13 protein-coding genes and 1 riboswitch are annotated in these 15,184 nt (G+C 71.1%); of the genes, 6 read left to right on the top strand and 7 right to left on the bottom strand.

All coding sequences use genetic code 11. The features are described from left to right. Positions 1 to 154: 154 nt before the first annotated feature. Positions 155 to 1,135 (bottom strand): TIGR03557 family F420-dependent LLM class oxidoreductase, encoded by a 981-nt coding sequence (locus ABZ385_RS05660; protein WP_358698379.1) that lies wholly within the window; start codon positions 1,133 to 1,135, stop codon positions 155 to 157. Positions 1,136 to 1,402: 267 nt separating this feature from the next. Here ABZ385_RS05660 and ABZ385_RS05655 point away from each other — a divergent pair, with 267 nt between their 5' ends. After that, the gene (locus tag ABZ385_RS05655; protein WP_358698377.1) at positions 1,403 to 2,101 is read left to right on the top strand and encodes a TetR family transcriptional regulator; all 699 of its coding nucleotides are present in this window, start codon (positions 1,403 to 1,405) and stop codon (positions 2,099 to 2,101) included. Here ABZ385_RS05655 and ABZ385_RS05650 read toward each other — a convergent pair. From ABZ385_RS05650 to ABZ385_RS05635, 4 genes are all read right to left on the bottom strand, one after another. After that, positions 2,098 to 3,546 carry an APC family permease gene (locus ABZ385_RS05650; RefSeq protein WP_358584451.1) on the bottom strand — a complete coding sequence of 483 codons (1,449 nt, stop codon included), beginning with the start codon at positions 3,544 to 3,546 and terminating at the stop codon, positions 2,098 to 2,100. The two genes, ABZ385_RS05655 and ABZ385_RS05650, sit on opposite strands and share 4 nt — an antisense overlap. Then, entirely contained in the window at positions 3,543 to 5,111 is a 1,569-nt protein-coding gene (locus ABZ385_RS05645) for a GMC oxidoreductase (RefSeq protein WP_358584452.1), read from the bottom strand. The genes ABZ385_RS05650 and ABZ385_RS05645 overlap by 4 nt, the downstream gene beginning before the upstream one ends. Positions 5,112 to 5,141: 30 nt before the next feature. After that, complete coding sequence (locus tag ABZ385_RS05640) at positions 5,142 to 6,608, bottom strand: aldehyde dehydrogenase family protein (protein WP_358698373.1); 1,467 nt, start codon at positions 6,606 to 6,608, stop codon at positions 5,142 to 5,144. Positions 6,609 to 7,024: 416 nt separating this feature from the next. Beyond that, positions 7,025 to 7,798: a polysaccharide deacetylase family protein gene (locus ABZ385_RS05635; RefSeq protein WP_358909844.1), complete on the bottom strand. Its 774-nt coding sequence runs from the start codon at positions 7,796 to 7,798 to the stop codon at positions 7,025 to 7,027. A gap of 410 nt (positions 7,799 to 8,208) precedes the next feature. Between ABZ385_RS05635 and ABZ385_RS05630 the strand changes: the two genes are divergently transcribed. Beyond that, entirely contained in the window at positions 8,209 to 8,610 is a 402-nt protein-coding gene (locus ABZ385_RS05630; protein ID WP_358909842.1) for a hypothetical protein, read from the top strand. Between the two features lie 431 nt (positions 8,611 to 9,041). On the opposite strand, the gene ABZ385_RS05625 is transcribed toward ABZ385_RS05630, so the two are convergent. Together ABZ385_RS05625 and ABZ385_RS05620 are read right to left on the bottom strand one after the other, a co-directional pair. Next, positions 9,042 to 9,794 (bottom strand): LysM peptidoglycan-binding domain-containing protein, encoded by a 753-nt coding sequence (locus ABZ385_RS05625; RefSeq protein WP_358696958.1) that lies wholly within the window; start codon positions 9,792 to 9,794, stop codon positions 9,042 to 9,044. 5 nt (positions 9,795 to 9,799) lie between these two features. Beyond that, positions 9,800 to 9,992, bottom strand: a riboswitch (cyclic di-AMP (ydaO/yuaA leader). Between the two features lie 495 nt (positions 9,993 to 10,487). Beyond that, the gene (locus tag ABZ385_RS05620) at positions 10,488 to 10,883 is read right to left on the bottom strand and encodes a RidA family protein (protein WP_358910273.1); all 396 of its coding nucleotides are present in this window, start codon (positions 10,881 to 10,883) and stop codon (positions 10,488 to 10,490) included. A gap of 135 nt (positions 10,884 to 11,018) precedes the next feature. Between ABZ385_RS05620 and ABZ385_RS05615 the strand changes: the two genes are divergently transcribed. From ABZ385_RS05615 to ABZ385_RS05600, 4 genes are all read left to right on the top strand, one after another. After that, a complete protein-coding gene (locus ABZ385_RS05615; RefSeq protein ID WP_358909840.1) occupies positions 11,019 to 12,008 on the top strand; it encodes a WYL domain-containing protein in 990 nt (329 codons plus the stop codon). A 305-nt stretch (positions 12,009 to 12,313) separates the two neighbouring features. Then, complete coding sequence (locus tag ABZ385_RS05610; RefSeq protein ID WP_358584459.1) at positions 12,314 to 12,775, top strand: hypothetical protein; 462 nt, start codon at positions 12,314 to 12,316, stop codon at positions 12,773 to 12,775. Between the two features lie 221 nt (positions 12,776 to 12,996). Then, positions 12,997 to 14,058 carry a hypothetical protein gene (locus ABZ385_RS05605; protein WP_358910271.1) on the top strand — a complete coding sequence of 354 codons (1,062 nt, stop codon included), beginning with the start codon at positions 12,997 to 12,999 and terminating at the stop codon, positions 14,056 to 14,058. Between the two features lie 2 nt (positions 14,059 to 14,060). Then, on the top strand, positions 14,061 to 15,173 hold the full coding sequence (locus ABZ385_RS05600) for a hypothetical protein (protein ID WP_358696963.1): 1,113 nt from the start codon (positions 14,061 to 14,063) through the stop codon (positions 15,171 to 15,173). The last annotated feature ends 11 nt before the right edge of the window (positions 15,174 to 15,184 follow it).

Here is a 15,184-nt window from a genome sequence, read left to right as displayed (position 1 = left end):
TGGCGACCCCGCGAAAGTGACCCGGCCCACGCCCCCGTGGACACCCCGGAGCCGCTCCCCGAGCGGGACACCGGAGCGTGGGCAGCAAGAGCGTGGCAGCACAAGAGCGCCCCGCCCGGATGGGCGGAGCGCTCTGCGTGGGGGCGGGGGCGGTTCAGCCCTGTGAGCCGTCCGGCTTCAGCTGCCGGAGGGGCCCGTCGAGCTCGCGCTGGTAGAAGTCGATGAAGCCGTCCGGGTCGGGGCCGGCGTTCTGCATGACCAGCCGGTCGAAGCCCGCGTCGACGAAGCCCTGCGCGGCCTCCAGGTACCGGGACGGCTCGTTGCCGCAGGCGAACTTCTCCAGGATGTCCTCCTCGCGCACGGTCGTGGTCGCCGCGTCGAAGTTCACCGGGTTGGGCAGCTCGCTCATCACCTTCCACCCGGTCAGCGCCCACCGCGAGGTCTCCAGGGCGGCCTTCGCCGCCGTGTGCTCGTCGGGCGCCCAGGCCATCGGCACCTCCGCGTAGCGCGGGCCGGTGCCACCGGCCTCACGGTAGTGCCGGACGATCTCCGGCTTGTCCTCCGTGGCGAACAGGCCGTCGCCCAGCTCCGCGGCGAGCCGCGACGACGGCTTGCCGCTGGCGGCGACCGCGATCAGGGGCAGCTCGTCGGGCAGGTCGAACACGCGAGCGTCCGCCAGCCGCAGGTGCTTGCCCTCGTAGGACCGGTACCCGCCGCTCCACAGCAGCCGGATGATCTCCAGGGCCTCCCTGAACATCTCGTGCCGGGTGCTGACCGAGTCCGGGAAGCCCTGGCCGACGACGTGCTCGTTCAGCCGCTCGCCCGAGCCGAGGCCGAGCACGAAGCGGCCCTCCGACAGCAGGGCCAACGTGGCGGCCGCCTGGGCGATGATCGCCGGGTGGTAGCGCATGGTCGGGCACGTCACGCCCGTCGCCAGCTCGATCCGGGACGTCTTGGCCGCGATGGTGCCGAGCACCGTCCAGGCGAAGGGGGAGTGGCCCTGGTTGTCGAGCCACGGATGGTAGTGGTCACTGATCTCGACGAAGTCGAAGCCCGCCTCCTCCGCGAGGACGGCCTGCCGCACCAGTTCCGCCGGACCGAACGCCTCGGCGGCCAGCTTGTAACCGATCTTCATGTGGTTCCTCGTCTCCTTGCGCCGGCGCCGTTCTCGTCCGCACAGGTACCCGCCGAAGACGGGACATAACGTGTCCCGGGGGCTCATCGGAGGCCACCCCCATTGTTTTCACCGGGCAGCCACCACCGCACCCCGAGACGGCCGTCGCCCTCTCCAGCGCACCCCGAGACGGCGGCCGTCGACTGCATCGCACCCCGGGGCCGGCGGCCGCCGGCAAAAGTCAACAGGCGTGAAGTTCGAGCCGGTGCCGTACCGTACGCTGACGCCATGCCCGCGACCTCCCGACGCCGCCCCGCCACCCGCAGGGGCCGCCCGGTCCTCACCCGCGAGAGCATCGCGGCCAGGGCTCTGGAGATGGTCGGCTCCAAGGGGTTCCCGTCCCTGACGATGCGCGCGCTGGCCAACGAACTGGGCGTCACCGTGCGGTCGTTGTACAACTACGTCGAGGACCGCCAGGAGGTCGTCCACCTCGTGGTCGACCTCATGCTCAGCTCCTGGGAGCCGCCCCCGCTCGACCCCGCGCACTGGGAGCGGTCCGTCGCCGACTACGCCCGGTCCCTGCGCGCGCTGTACCGGCGCTGGCCCCGCGCCCTGCTCGTCTCGCTCGACGAGGACACCCCGCCGGCCTCCGTGCACCCCAACCGGCTGCTCGACCTGGACCGGTTCCTGCGGTTCCTGCGGGACGTCGGCCTGGACCTGCCGGCGGCGCTCGCGGCGCACCGCCACCTCTGCCTGCTGGTCCTCTCCTTCGCCCTCCTCGTCGACCAGGAGCGCGACCGGTCCGGGTCCGACCGGAGCCCGCTCGTCCCCGCCGCCTGGCTGACGGCCCAGGGCGACCTAGACGTCACCACCCTCCGCCAGGCCGCCCTGCTGCCCCTGCCCAGCGCGGACGAGCAGTTCGACCAGCTCGTCTCCGCCGTCACGACCCTGATCCGTGCCCACCTCGGCGCCGACGAACAGCCCTAATCCGGGACGGCGTTCGCCGAGGGGGCGTCACTGCGGCCGTAGTGACGCGTGGTGAACATGTACACGAGCCCCACCCCCACCACGATGCCGCCGCCCAGCAGCACGATCCAGTTGTCGTACCAGGCCGCCTCGGGAGTGCGCGGCCAGGCGATGGTGATGATGGCGAAGATGCCGTAGGCGAGCGCCCCGATGTTCACCGCGAGGCCCCACCGGCCCAGCCGGTACTCGCCGCTCGGCCGCCAGCCCTTGAGGCGCGCGCGCAGGGCGGCCAGCACGACCATCTGGAAGGCGGTGTAGATGCCGAGGATCGCGAAAGAGACGATCTTGGTCAGGGCGTCCGTCGAGATCAGCGACCCGACCGCGATCAGTGCGGGAATCGCCGCGGCGACCAGCAGTGCGTACTCGGGCACCGCGCGGCTCGGCGAGAACTTCCGCAGGAGCCGGTGACCGATGATCATCTCGTCGCGCGCGTACGAGTAGATCAGCCGGCCCGCCGCGGCCTGGAGGCTGATCGTGCAGGAGAGGAAGGAGATCAGCACGACGGCCATCACCACCCGCGCGCCGGCCTCGCCGAGGGCGTCGAAGAGGATCCTGACGGCCGGGTCGGAGTCCTGCCCGGAGATCACCGCCCGGTAGTCCACGACGGCCAGCAGCAGCGTCAGACACGTGAAGGTCGCCGCGGCCCCGCCCACGTAGATGGTGCGGCGCATCGCCTTGGGGATCACCTTGCCCGGGTGCTTCACCTCCTCGGCCACGTCCCCGCAGGCCTCGAAACCGTAGTACTGGTAGAAGCCGATGATCGCCGCCCCGAGGAAGACGGGCAGATACGAACTGTCCCCGGCGGCGCCGTAGTCGTCGAAGAGGACACCGAGGCCGTGGAAGCGGTGGGTGACGAGCAGGATGATGCCGACGACGAGCGCACCGATCAGCTCCGCGCCGAACCCGATCAGCGCCGCCCACGAAAGGGCCTTCGTGCCGGCGTAGTTGATGAGCACGGCGATGAGGATCAGCCCGATCGTGCACAGCACGGTGGTGTGCACGGTGGCGTCGAAGCCGAGCAGGATGGCGATGTAGGGCCCGGCGCCGTACGCGACGCTGGTGATCGTCACGAGCAGCGCCCACATGTAGATCCAGCCGGTCATCCAGGCCCAGCGCTTGCCCCACAGCCGCCGCGCCCACGGGTAGACCCCGCCCGCGACCGGGTACTGCGCGACGACCTCGCCGAAGACCAGCGCGACGAGGAACTGGCCGCAGCCCGCCATGAGGAACGCCCAGATCATCGGCGGGCCGCCGTCGGCGAGGGCGGTGCCGAAGAGGGTGTAGGTGCTCACCACCGGGGAGAGGTAGGTGAAGCCGAGGGCGAAGTTCGCCCACGGGCCCATGTCCTTGCGGAACTCCGACTTCTCTTCCCCAGGGGCGGCGTCCGGCGCTCCGGCCGTGGTCACTGGAACACCCCTTCGGCGTGCGCGGGGCCGGGCCCCGGCCGGGCGCAGATGAGGTCCGCCGCGCGCTCGGCGGCGAGCAGCACCGTCACCATCGGATTGATGGTCGGCATGGTGGGGAAGATGGAGGCGTCCACGATGCGCAGCCCGTCGTGCCCGCGCAGCCGCAGCTGCGGATCGACGACCGCCATCGGATCGTCCTCGGCGCCCATCTTGCAGGTCCCCGCCGGGTGGTAGACGGTGTGGGCGGCGCGTCGCCCGTACTCGGACAGGTCCGCGTCCGACGTCACGTCCGGGCCCGGCGCCACCTCCCGCACCAGCCAGTCGCTGAGCGGCGCGGTGGCGGCGACCTCGCGGGCGATCCGCAGACCCTCGACGATCGTACGTTCGTCGTGCCCCTCCGGATCGGTGAAGTAGCGGAAGTCCAGGGCCGGTTTGACGGCGGGATCGGCGCTGCGCAGCCACATGCGGCCGATGGAACGCGCGCGCGGCACGTTCGGGGTCATGCAGACGCCGTGCTCGGGCACGGGGTAGCCGAGCCGCTCGGTGTTGACGGTGAACGGCACCTGGTAGAAGTGGAACATCAGGTCGGGACGCGGGCCGTCCGCCGTGTCGCGGCGCAGGAAGAGGCCGGCGTCGGAGTCCATGGCCGAGTTGGGCGGCAGCGGCCCCCGGGTCTCCCACACCATCACGGACTCGGGGTGGTCCAGGAGGTTCTCGCCCACCCCGGGCAGATCGGCGCGGACCTCGATGCCCAGGTCGCGCAGCTGGTCGGCGGGGCCGATCCCGGAGAGCAGCAGGAGCCTCGGCGTATCGATCGCCCCGGCGCACAGCAGCACCTCCGCCTCGGCCTCCAGCGTCGAGAGGGAACCGTCGGGGTTGCGCACCTGGACGCGGGTGAAACGGCCCTCGCTGTCGGGCAACAGCCGGTATGCCCAGGTCTCCAGACGCAGTGTCAGGTTCGGGCGGTCCATGATGGGGTGCAGATACGCCACCGAGGCGGAGGAGCGGGTGTTCGTCTTCGGGTCGTAGGCCAGGGAGAAGAAGCCGGCGCCGTCCGTGAAGGGGCGGGCGTTGAAGTCCTCGATGACCGGGACGCCGAGGCGGGTGGTCGCCGCCCTGACGAAGTCCTCGGCGATCGCGTTGCGGTCGGCGGCGGCGACGGGCACGATGTTGTTCCGCAGCCGTGTCCGGTAGGGCAGGATCGTCTCCGGCCCCCAGCCCTCGCAGCCGGCCGCCACCCACTCGTCGAGGTCCTGCGGGAACGGCAGGAAGCTGATCAGCGTGTTGTGCGAGGAGCAGCCGCCGAGCACCCGCGCCCGCGAGTGCAGGATGTGCGAGTTGCCGCGCGGCTGCTCCTCGGTGGTGTAGCCGTAGTCGAACTCGCCGCCGAGCAGGTTGATCCAGTTGCGCAGCCGCAGAATGCGCTCGTCGCCCACGTCGCTGGGGCCGCCCTCCACCACGCACACGCGGCTGGCCGGGTCCTCGCTCAGCCGCGCGGCCAGTACCGAGCCCGCCGTACCGCCGCCGATGACCACGTAGTCGTAGGTCGTCGTCTCGTCGTCCATGCCGTCGCCCTCTCTCTCGCCCTTGCCCGCTCAGCCCTTGAACCAGCCGGAGACGCCCGGCCTCAGGTTCTGGTAGATGTGCTTGGCCTCCTGGTACTCGCGCAGCCCCGTGGGCCCGAGCTCCCGGCCGAATCCGGAGCGGCCGAAGCCGCCCCACTCGGCCTGGGGGACGTAGGGGTGGAAGTCGTTGATCCAGACGGTGCCGTGCCGCAGCCGGGCGGCGACGCGCTGGGCGCGGCTCGCGTCGCTGGTCCACACGCCGCCGGCCAGGCCGTACCGCGTGTCGTTGGCGAGTTCCACGGCCTCCTCCTCGCTGTGGAAGCGCTCCACGGTGACCACCGGACCGAAGACCTCCTCCTGCACGATGCGCATGGAGCGGTCGCAGTCGGCGTAGATGGTGGGCAGCAGGAAGTAGCCGCGTGACAGCTCGGGATCGTCGGGGCGCCGGCCGCCGCAGACCAGCCGGGCGCCCTCCTCCCGGGCGATCTCCAGATAGCCCTCGACCTTGTCCCGGTGCTCGGCCGAGCTGAGCGGCCCGCTCTCGGTCGCCGGGTCGAGGCCGTTGCCGAGCCGGATGGCGCCCGCGCGGGCGGCGAGGCGCTCCACGAACCGGTCGTGCAGGGAGTCCTCCACCAGGAGGCGGGAGCCTGCCGAGCACACCTGGCCGGAGTGCAGGAACGATGCCTCCAGCGCGTGATCGACGGCGGCGTCGAAGTCGCAGTCGGCGAAGACCACGTTGGGGTTCTTGCCGCCGAGTTCCAGCGCGAGGTTCTTCACGCCGGGGGCGCACGCCTCCATGATCCGGCGCCCGGTGGCCAGGCCACCGGTGAAGGACACCATGTCCACCTCGGAGTGGGCGGACATGGCCGCGCCGACGGTGGCGCCCGAGCCGAGCACCAGGTTCGCCACCCCGGCCGGGGTGCCCGCCTCGGCGAGCAGCCGGAACATGTGGATCGTGGACAGCGAAGTCGTCTCGCTGGGCTTGAGCACGAAGGTGTTGCCCGCCGCCAGCGCGGGGGCGACCTTCCACGAGGCCTGGAGCAGCGGGTAGTTCCACGGCGCGATGAGCGCGCAGACCCCGATGGGGTGGTAGGTGACGCGGCTGAGCACGTCGGGCCCGACGTCCACGACCCGGCCACCGTCCTTGTCGGCGATCTCGGCGAAGTAGCGGAACGCGTTCGAGACGTCCTCGACGTCGATCCGGGCCTCGGCGAGCGTCTTCCCGGTGTCGAGGGACTCGACGTGGGCGATCTCCTCCTGGTCGCGCAGGAGGTACCGCGACACCTTCAGCAGGACGTCGGCCCGCTCCCGGGTGGGCGCCGACGGCCAGTCACCGCGGTCGAAGGCGCGCCGGGCGGCTCGTACGGCGAGGTCGACATCGGCCTCGTCCGCGTCGTCGACCTGCTGGACGACGGACGCGTCGTACGGGTTGATCACATCCCGCCGCCCGCCCCGGACGGCACTGGTCCACTCCCCGTCGATGAACAGCTCCGCCATCGTGGCCTCCCTCGCTCCCACACCTGTCCGGTACCGACGTGACCACCGGCACGGCATACCGGGCACCAACATCGTCCGCCGGGCTCTTTGTGGTCATGGGGGCGCACGGGCCGGGGGAAGAGTCGGGGGCAGATGTGACCTGGTTGGGCTAGGGAGGGGTGGGCCCCGGCGGCGCGGAGGCGGGGCGCGCGCTCGCCGGACCTGGCAGCGCGCTGCTTCCGGGATCCGGGCGTGGTGCCCGCCGAGGGGCCGGTCACCGACCTCGCGGGCGACCGGCGAAGCCAGGGGTCGGCGGGCAGTCACGTGTGCACGCCAAGGTGCCGGTGCGGTCGAGCAGCCGCGGGGCGTTCGGCGGTGCGGCAGGCGCGCGGAGGCTTCGCCGGGGACGGTCGGGCCGGGTGACGTGATGCGGGGGCTCAGCGCACCGGGAAGCCGAACACGTAACCCTGCTCCTTGAGGCGGGGGAGGAGCCGGCGCAGCGCCTCGACGGTCTGGGTGCGGTCGCCGCCCGCGTCGTGGAAGAGGAGCGTCGGCCCATTGGGCAGCTCCCGCTCCACGGTGGCGACGATGGCGTCCGTGCCGGGGCGCTCGAAGTCCTTGGTGTCGACGTTCCAGCCCAGCGGGCGCATGCCCCGGGAAGCGGCGAGCTTGCGACTGTACGGGGTGAACGCCCCGCCGGGCGCCCGGTAGTACATCGGCCGCACACCGCCGGACGCCTTTGTGATCATGCGTTCGGCGTCGAGTATCTGCTGCGACTGATAGCGCTGGGAGTTCTTGTCCATGGCGGTGTCGTGCGACACCGAGTGGTCGCAGAGCCGGTGCCCGTCCGCGACCACTTTCTTCACGAGGTCGGGGTGGGCCCGCGCCTGCGTCCCCACCATGCAGAACGTGGCCTTCACCCCGTACTCCCGCAGCAGGTCGAGCACTTGAGGGGTCCATACGGGGTCGGGGCCGTCGTCGATCGTGATGTTGACGCCGCGCTTCCCCTTCTCCGAGGCGTGCGCGATGGTCGCCGAGACCGGCTTGACGTCACCGCCGGGCTCGGCCGATGCGCCCGCGCGCGGCGGCGCGTCGCTCACGTCGCCGGCCTGCGCGGTCCACACCGAGGCGCCGGTGGCGAGCACCGTCACACCGAGCGCCGCCCCGATCAACTTGCCGTACCAGCCCCGTCCCCCGCTGTGCCGTGCCATGCCCGCCCCTCTCACGTCATCCTCGCCGGTCCCCGGTCCGGTGGCCTTACCGCCACATGCCAGGACGGGGCCGGGCGACCGAGGGATGCGCCTGTTACGGATCACGGACAATTTCGTGAGAGTTCGCGGACAACCCGCCGCGAGCGGAGGCACGGGTGGCGGGTGCCGTCGACTTCCGCCGCCTGTGCCGACGCGGCGTCAAACCCCGTGGCAGAGGCCCGCCTTGACCGTCGTACGCGTCGAACGCACGGGTTTTTTTGAGCGAGACGGACATCGGGCGGTTCGGCCTTCGACCGCCCCCGAAGGACTGGGCACTTCGCGCCGGGATGTCGGCGATGTCCACCCGCCGGGGCCCGCCACCTCGTCAAGGGTGAGAATGAACCCCACATTTCCCCTCGACCAGGAGATTCATGTACAAGCGCCTGCCTGTCCTCGCCCTCTGCCTCGCCGCGGCCGTCCTTGGCACATCGGCGTGCGACGACGACGGCGACGACCGCCCCCGGGCCTCGGCGTCCGCGGCCTCGACCACCGGGTCCGCGCCCTCGGCCGGCGCGTCCACGCCCGCGCCCAGCGCCGCCGAGCCGCGCAAGCTGACGGGCGTGATGTCCAAGCTCTACCTCAAGACGATCCGGGACCACTACCCGGACCTGGCGGACATCGATGACGCGACGCTTCTCGCACACGGCAACGCCTTCTGCGCCGCGCGGGGGAAGGCACTCGGTGACCAGGCGAAGAAGACGATGAGGGAAATCGACACCACTCCGAAGCAGACTGCCCAGATCATGGGAACCGCGCACGGCCTGTGCCGGTAGCGCCAGTGGTGACGGCCTGTCAGCCGTGCACCCGCTCCGAGCTGGACGGCCTCTACCGCGCGCCCGGCGTGCGGCTGCCCGAGGACGTCGAGTAATCGCTGTTACGGCACAACGGGTCGGGACTCACCGACGTCATCCCGTCCATGTACGCGCTCTACAGCGTCCCCGCCCCCGTGGATCGCCGTCATGGGTGACGGTGAGGAGTGGCGGGCCGTCGATATGGACACCGACTTCCCAGGGACATTGGTCTGGGCGGATGTGAGGGGTTGAGGGGTGATTCGCCCCAGTTCGAGCCGTTCCTTGGAGTGGCCGGGTGATCCGGTTCGCACTCGGCGGGCCGGGCGCAAACGGCCGGACCGGTCCGGGCCCCAGTGGAACGAGCCGCCCGGCGGGTGATCCGCCGGGCGGGCGGTCTGCGTGGGGGATGAGGGCTAGTACGGGCCGTTCACGTTGTCGATCGAGCCGTATCGGGCGGCCGCGTAGTTGCAGGCGGCGGTGATGTTGGCGACGGGGTCGAAGCTGTCCAGCGACGTGCCGGGCACGTGGTACGCGGTGAACGTGGGGCCGATGACCTGCAGGAGTCCCTTGGAAGGCGTGCCGGCGACCGCGTTGACGTCCCAGTTGTTGATGGCCAGCGGGTTGCCGGAGGACTCACGCATGACGTTGCGGTGGATGCCCTCGTAGGAACCGGGGATGCCGTGCCGGGCCATGATGTCCAGCGACTCCCTGATCCAGCCGTCGAGGTTGTCGGGGTAGGTCTTCTGCGCGGGAGCGACGGCGGGCACGGCCTCACGCGCCGAGCGGTCCGCCCGCTGGGCGGACGCCGGGGAGGCGGCCGGCTTCTTCGCGGGCTCGGCCGCGCCCTTCGCGCCGAGAGTGAGCTTGAGACCCGGGTGTATCAGCTTCGGGTCGGCGCCGAGTACGCCGCGGTTGTCCTCGTAGAGCTTCTTCCAGCCGCCGCTCAGGGAGTGCTCCTGGGCGATCTTGGAGAGGGAGTCGCCCGCGACGACGACGTAGGTCCTGGAGTCGGCGGCCGGCTTGGCGGGGGCGCCGGCCTCGGCCGCGCCGGCGCTGGTGGCACCGAGCACGGGGAGGACGAGCACGGCTCCGCCCGTTCCCGCGGCGGCGATGCCCCGGTTGAGCGAGCTGGACTTGGGGCGGCGGTGCTTTCCCTTTGCGGGCATGACGAAACGTTCCTCTCCGTCGCCTGCGAGGTGAGCTGTCGGGTTGGGACGGGAGCTGTCCTGGCGCGTGGGGAGCGCGCCTTCACCCCGAGCCGATCCGGAATCCGGATCGGCGGCTTACCTGGGTCCCCCGCTCCTGCCGTGGATGAGTGAGTGGAAGGGTTTCCGGACAGCGGCAGGATTCGGCGTTCCGTCCGGATTGACGGTGACATTAAGCGAGAGCGCCGGGCCACAACAAGGCCGGAATTCACACTGGCGAATCCAAAGAGACTTCCCTGGGAATTTGATCTCCCCGACTCTTTGATCGTTAAAGTCAACTCGCTTTGCGGGGAACGGGAGTTTGTGCGGGGGGCTACGCGATCATCCTCTGTCGGCGTGACACATTTCACTGAATCGGCAGGGGGGAACCGGCGTTTAACGTCGCAAAGAGTGTCTTGAATAGTACATCTGCGACCAAAGTGGCGACTGGCTAATTGCTGCGCAAAGATGGACATATTGAACCCCTTGAGGGCGGCACCGCCCCGGTGCGGCGCAGGGGGTTCATGACGCCTACTGCCGTGAAAGGTCTGTCTTCTTTATGGCGAAGCAGTCCAGCCTCTCCACCGGTCACCGATTGCCCGCGGGAATGAAAACTGCTCGTGCCGGATGGGCCGACACGAGCAGGAGAAGCGGTGAATTGGTGGTGAGGTCACGTCATGAAACGGCAGTTCCTTCGAGTTCGACCATCTGACCCGGGATCGCCAGCCGTGTCACCCCGAGCATCGTGGTGGCCGGTGCCACTCCCGCAATGCCCAACCGCGAGGCCAGCAGCCTGTAATGAGGGAACAGCAGATCGACGTCGGTGGTGTAGACGTTGAGCCGGACAAGGTTCGCGAGGGACATGCCGGCCTCGCCGAGCACGGCCTCCAGATTGTCGAGGCTCAGCGTCAACTGTCCGGCCATGTCACCCTCGTACTGAGGCTTGCCGTCACCGTCCATCGCGGTCTGCCCGGAGCAGTAAAGGGTCCGGGTGTGCCCGCTGACGAGTTCCCCCTGGTTGAATCCCATCTCCACCGACCACGTCACGGGATTGACCGCTGTTCGTTCCACTGCCACATCAGCTCCGTTCGACTGCACGGGAAATACGGACATCCGTCGGCGCCCGCGCTGGTGCCGACGTCGGTGTTCCGGAGCCTGTCAACGAATCACGACACCCTCGGTCATGTATTCGATAGGGTCTGCCGCATGCGCGCCGATCGACTGGTCTCGCTGGTGCTGATGTTGCGTCAGCGCGGTCGGCTGACCGCGGACACGCTCGCCCGTGAGCTGGAGGTGTCCACCCGTACCGTGCTGCGCGACATCGAGGCGCTGTCCGCGGCCGGGGTCCCGGTCTTCGCGGAACGCGGCAGGCACGGCGGGTTCGCGTTGTTGCCCGGTTTCCGGACGGAACTCATGGGGCTGAACCACGACGAGGCCGTGGCCCTCCTGGCCGCCGGACCGGGGCGCGCGGAGCGGGTGTTCGGCCTCGGCCCGGCGCGTGCCGCCGCTCTGCGCAAAGTCGTCGACGCGCTGCCCGAAAGCCATAGGGCCCCCGCGAGCGACGCGGCCCGGCGCTTCCTCGTGGAACCGGAGACGGACCTGCTCCCAAGCCGGTCGGACGCCGAGAAGGTGCCGGAGGCGGTGATGGCCGAGATCCGGCGCGCGGTGCTAGCCGGGCACAAGCTGCGCATCCACTACGCGGCCACGGACCAGCCGCCGCGGTGGCGCACGGTGGACCCGATCGGACTGGTCACCGTGCGGGACCGGGGTTACCTGCTCGCCACGCGATCCGGCGCGGACCGCACCTACCGGCTGTCCCGGGTCTCGGTCGCCGAGGAACTCCCCGAACCGGCACAGCGGCCGAACCAGGTCGACCTGGAACGGATCTGGCGGGAACGCTGCGCGCGGTTCCTGTCCGACGGCCACCTCACCGTGCCGCTACGGGTGAATCCGCGCCGGCGCGAGGAGTTGCTGAACACCGCCGTGGCGGTGCGCGCCGCGGACCCCGGCCTCCATCCCGACCCTGAGGGGTGGCTGCGGCTGGAGGCGACGTACCAGGACCTGCGCCATGCCGAGTGGGCGCTGTGGCAGCTCGGCTCGGACGCGGAAGCCTTGGCCCCCGCGGCCTTGCGCACCTCCCTGCGCGACCGCGCCGCCGCGATGGCCGCGCGTTACGCCGAGTCCCCGGAGTCCTAGCTCGGGCGCCGGCCGCAGCGGAACCAGCCGGAAGACCACGCGTCCGCCGCCGTGGCGGCCTGTTGAGCGGCTCGTCCCGCCGGGAAACGTGAGTGGAGTACTCCTCCGCGAAGCCCCGCAGTGTCACCCCGGCCTCGGCCAGTGAGCGGCGCTGCGCGTCGAAGGACTGCCGGACGGTCGAGGCGCGGGCGCGTCCAGCCAACAAAAGGCCGAAGCCGTGCCGAGGCAAGCTGCTCTTGTTCGCCCCCAGGCCCCAGCCGCCGTCCCACAGGATTGGTCACATGCCCCCGGGGTAGCCGCATCTCATGCTTGGCAACCCTCATCGGCTGCCGGGGTCTCTCGCCCGCGCAATCCAGCGGCGCAAAACGCCCCGGCACGCCCGATCCCAGCGCCGACGCGGCAGGATCCACCGCCGCCTGCTCGCCTACCGCGATGTGCAGATCCTCCACTCCCTCGCGCCCGACGCCCGGGCCGACAGCCTCCTTCTCGTCCACATCCGCCGGGTCGTGGGCCATCTCACCTACGAGGTCTGCGAACAGTGCGCGAGCGGCGTCATCTCGGAGATCCACGTCGCCGCGCCCCTGCTCGACAGCGGTCTGGAGACCCGCGCCATCTCGCACCTGCGCGCCTGCTACCCCGACGTGACGTGGCGCAGCTGCCCGGCGCGGCGCACGACCCGCACGTTGGTGCACCGCATGCACCTGCCGGAGAGCAGGACCGAACGCGCGTGCTCCCACACTGAGGCCCTCGACCCGACCGGAAGCTGAGACCGGCGCGCAGTCACCTCCGCAGTCCCACCGGCAGCTCCACCCAGCGACGCGGAAAGCCGGCACCGAGCGACGTGGCAGCGACCAGACGCTCGACGTGGACCCCCGTGCCGAGGAACTTGGGATTGTTCGGGTGGCGGCTGTGGGACGTCTGTTCAGCGATGGGTGCACGCCCTAGGCTGAGCGGCCTTCGCCTCCTGGGAGGTCTCGTGAACGGGTTCGTGAACGGTCTCCGTGCGGCCCTCGTCTGCTGTGTGATCGCGTGCGTCGCGGCGGTGTCGGCTCCTGGGGCCACGGCCGCGACGCCCGGCTGGACGGTGCTTCCCGTGCCGCCCGCGGCGGCCTCACCGGTGACCGTGTCCGACTTCGCCGCCCGTGGGCCGGGCGAAGGATGGGTGACCGGATACGAGCACACCGCCGACGGGCTGCGCCCGATGCTGTACCGGTGGGACGGCAAGGCGTGGAGCCGGGACACGACCTTCCCCGGCGCCGGGGACCCGGGCTGGCTCGGCAAGGCGCGGTTCGTCGGCGACGAGCTGTGGATCCTGCACGACAACCGTGCGGGAGAAGGCGAGATCCTGCGCCGGTCGGCGGGGGAGTGGAACGTTCTCGCCCTGCCGCAGACCCTGCGGGTCTACCAGGACTTCACCGCCGTACCGGGCGCCGCGTGGGTCGTCGGAGAGGACGACACGGGACTGAAGGTGCTGCACTACGACGGCTCCCGCTGGACCACGCAGACCACCCCGGACGGCGTGCACTACGTGATGGGGATCACCGCGCGTACCGCCGACGACGCCTGGGCCTGGGCGGACACCGACACCGGCCCCGCCATCCTGCGCTGGGACGGAACGGCGTGGCGGGACGCGAAGGTGGCGCTGCCGGCGAACGGCAACGTGCACACCATTCTGCTCGAACCGTCGGGCCGGGCCACGATCGGCGGCAGCCAGTACACCGAGAACGGGGGGCGCACCTACCTGATGACCTGGAACGGGCACTCCTGGCGCACCACCTACCCGCCGCTGGGCGACACGTACACCGAGGCCATGGTGCGCGGACCGGACGGCGCGCTGTGGCTGCCGATGCGCAGCGACCGCGCGTTCCAGTCGAAGTACGCGCGGGTGAACGGCGCGCGCACCACCTTCTCCTACGGCCCCGAGCGCACGAACGCCATCGACGTCAAACCCCTCGCGCTGGCGCCCGCCGGGGCCACGCTGCTGTCCTTCGGGACCGTCGAGGTCTACGGCTCGAAACCGAACCTCATGAGCGAGCGGCTGGGAGGCTGACCATGGCACGCAGACTTCTCGTCGCGGTCCTCGCCGTCGCCATGACCGCCCTCGCCGCCCTGAGCCCGGCCGTGGCGCAGACCGACCCGGCCTGGCGGCACGTACCCGTCCCGGCGGAGGTGCGCCCGCAGGCAGGGCTCAACGAGGCGGTGGCGTTCGGGCCGGACCGGGCATGGGCGGTGGGTGCCGACGCCGTCGGACGCGAGGCGCCGGGCTTCCCGCTGGTCCTGCGCTGGGACGGGACCGCGTGGCAGCGGCACAGCCTCCCGGGAGTCCGCTGGCAGGGGGAGCTGCTGTCCGTCGCCGGGACATCCCCGTCCTCGGTCTGGGCGGTCGGCCGTGACGCTGCGGGCGGCACCCGCCTGCTGCGCTTCGACGGCACGGCCTGGTCCGAGAGCCGGCCGCCGCGCGGTGTCGTACTGACCAAGGCCGTCGCGGGCGGCGGGGAACTGTGGCTGATCGGGTCGCGGGACGGCGCGCAGGTCCTGCTGCGCCGGACCGGAGGCGGCTGGACGGACATGCCCGCACCGCCGGGAACCGTGTACGGCCTGCACGTCAAGGCCGCCGACGACGTCTGGGCGGCGGGCGACACCAACGCGGGCGCGGTCGTCTCGCACTGGGACGGGCGGGCGTGGGAACAGACGGTCGTGAGCGGGTTCCCCAGGTCGGCCGTGGGCAGTGTGCTGGCGGTCTCGCCGACGGAGGTGTGGGCGGGAGGCACGGCCGGGTTCGTCGGCGGCCCGGTGGGCAAGCCGATTCCGCCCCTGCTCGCCCGCTGGGACGGGGAGAAGTGGTCCCGGGTGACGATGCCCACGGACTTCGGTTCCATCAGCTCGCTGACGCCGGGGCCGTCCGGGGAGCTGGCCTGGGCCGGGGTGTCCCGTTCGCAGAAGTTCGCCCCGCCGGGCACCTACCCGCCGTTGATTCCGGGGCCGGACTTCCTCGCCTGGGACGGGGAGTCGTTCACCGGGCACAGCGAACCGGAGGTGGCCGGCGAGGGCGGCTCCACACGGTTGTCGCTGGCGCCGGTGCCGGGCACTACGACGGTGTGGTCGGTGGGCCGAGCCGAAGGGCCCGAGGGCACGTTCGCCCCGCGGATCCTGCGGTTCGACTGAGACCGAGGGAA

Origin of the sequence: Streptomyces sp. NPDC005898, assembly GCF_040629635.1 — a bacterium.
Classification (GTDB): domain Bacteria; phylum Actinomycetota; class Actinomycetes; order Streptomycetales; family Streptomycetaceae; genus Streptomyces.
The sequence above is the reverse complement of the archived record's forward strand: the minus strand, read 5'-3'. Positions and strand labels throughout refer to the sequence as shown.

Excerpts from the sequence above, each read along its gene's own strand:
- ABZ385_RS05660 (WP_358698379.1), bottom strand. The coding sequence starts at position 1,135 with ATGAAGATCGGTTACAAGCTGGCCGCCGAGGCGTTCGGTCCGGCGGAA.
- ABZ385_RS05645 (WP_358584452.1), bottom strand. The coding sequence starts at position 5,111 with ATGGACGACGAGACGACGACCTACGACTACGTGGTCATCGGCGGCGGT.
- ABZ385_RS05635 (WP_358909844.1), bottom strand. The coding sequence starts at position 7,798 with ATGGCACGGCACAGCGGGGGACGGGGCTGGTACGGCAAGTTGATCGGG.
- ABZ385_RS05600 (WP_358696963.1), top strand. The coding sequence starts at position 14,061 with ATGGCACGCAGACTTCTCGTCGCGGTCCTCGCCGTCGCCATGACCGCC.
- ABZ385_RS05615 (WP_358909840.1), top strand. The coding sequence starts at position 11,019 with ATGCGCGCCGATCGACTGGTCTCGCTGGTGCTGATGTTGCGTCAGCGC.
- ABZ385_RS05610 (WP_358584459.1), top strand. The coding sequence starts at position 12,314 with ATGCTTGGCAACCCTCATCGGCTGCCGGGGTCTCTCGCCCGCGCAATC.
- ABZ385_RS05655 (WP_358698377.1), top strand. The coding sequence starts at position 1,403 with ATGCCCGCGACCTCCCGACGCCGCCCCGCCACCCGCAGGGGCCGCCCG.
- ABZ385_RS05625 (WP_358696958.1), bottom strand. The coding sequence starts at position 9,794 with ATGCCCGCAAAGGGAAAGCACCGCCGCCCCAAGTCCAGCTCGCTCAAC.
- ABZ385_RS05630 (WP_358909842.1), top strand. The coding sequence starts at position 8,209 with ATGTACAAGCGCCTGCCTGTCCTCGCCCTCTGCCTCGCCGCGGCCGTC.
- ABZ385_RS05640 (WP_358698373.1), bottom strand. The coding sequence starts at position 6,608 with ATGGCGGAGCTGTTCATCGACGGGGAGTGGACCAGTGCCGTCCGGGGC.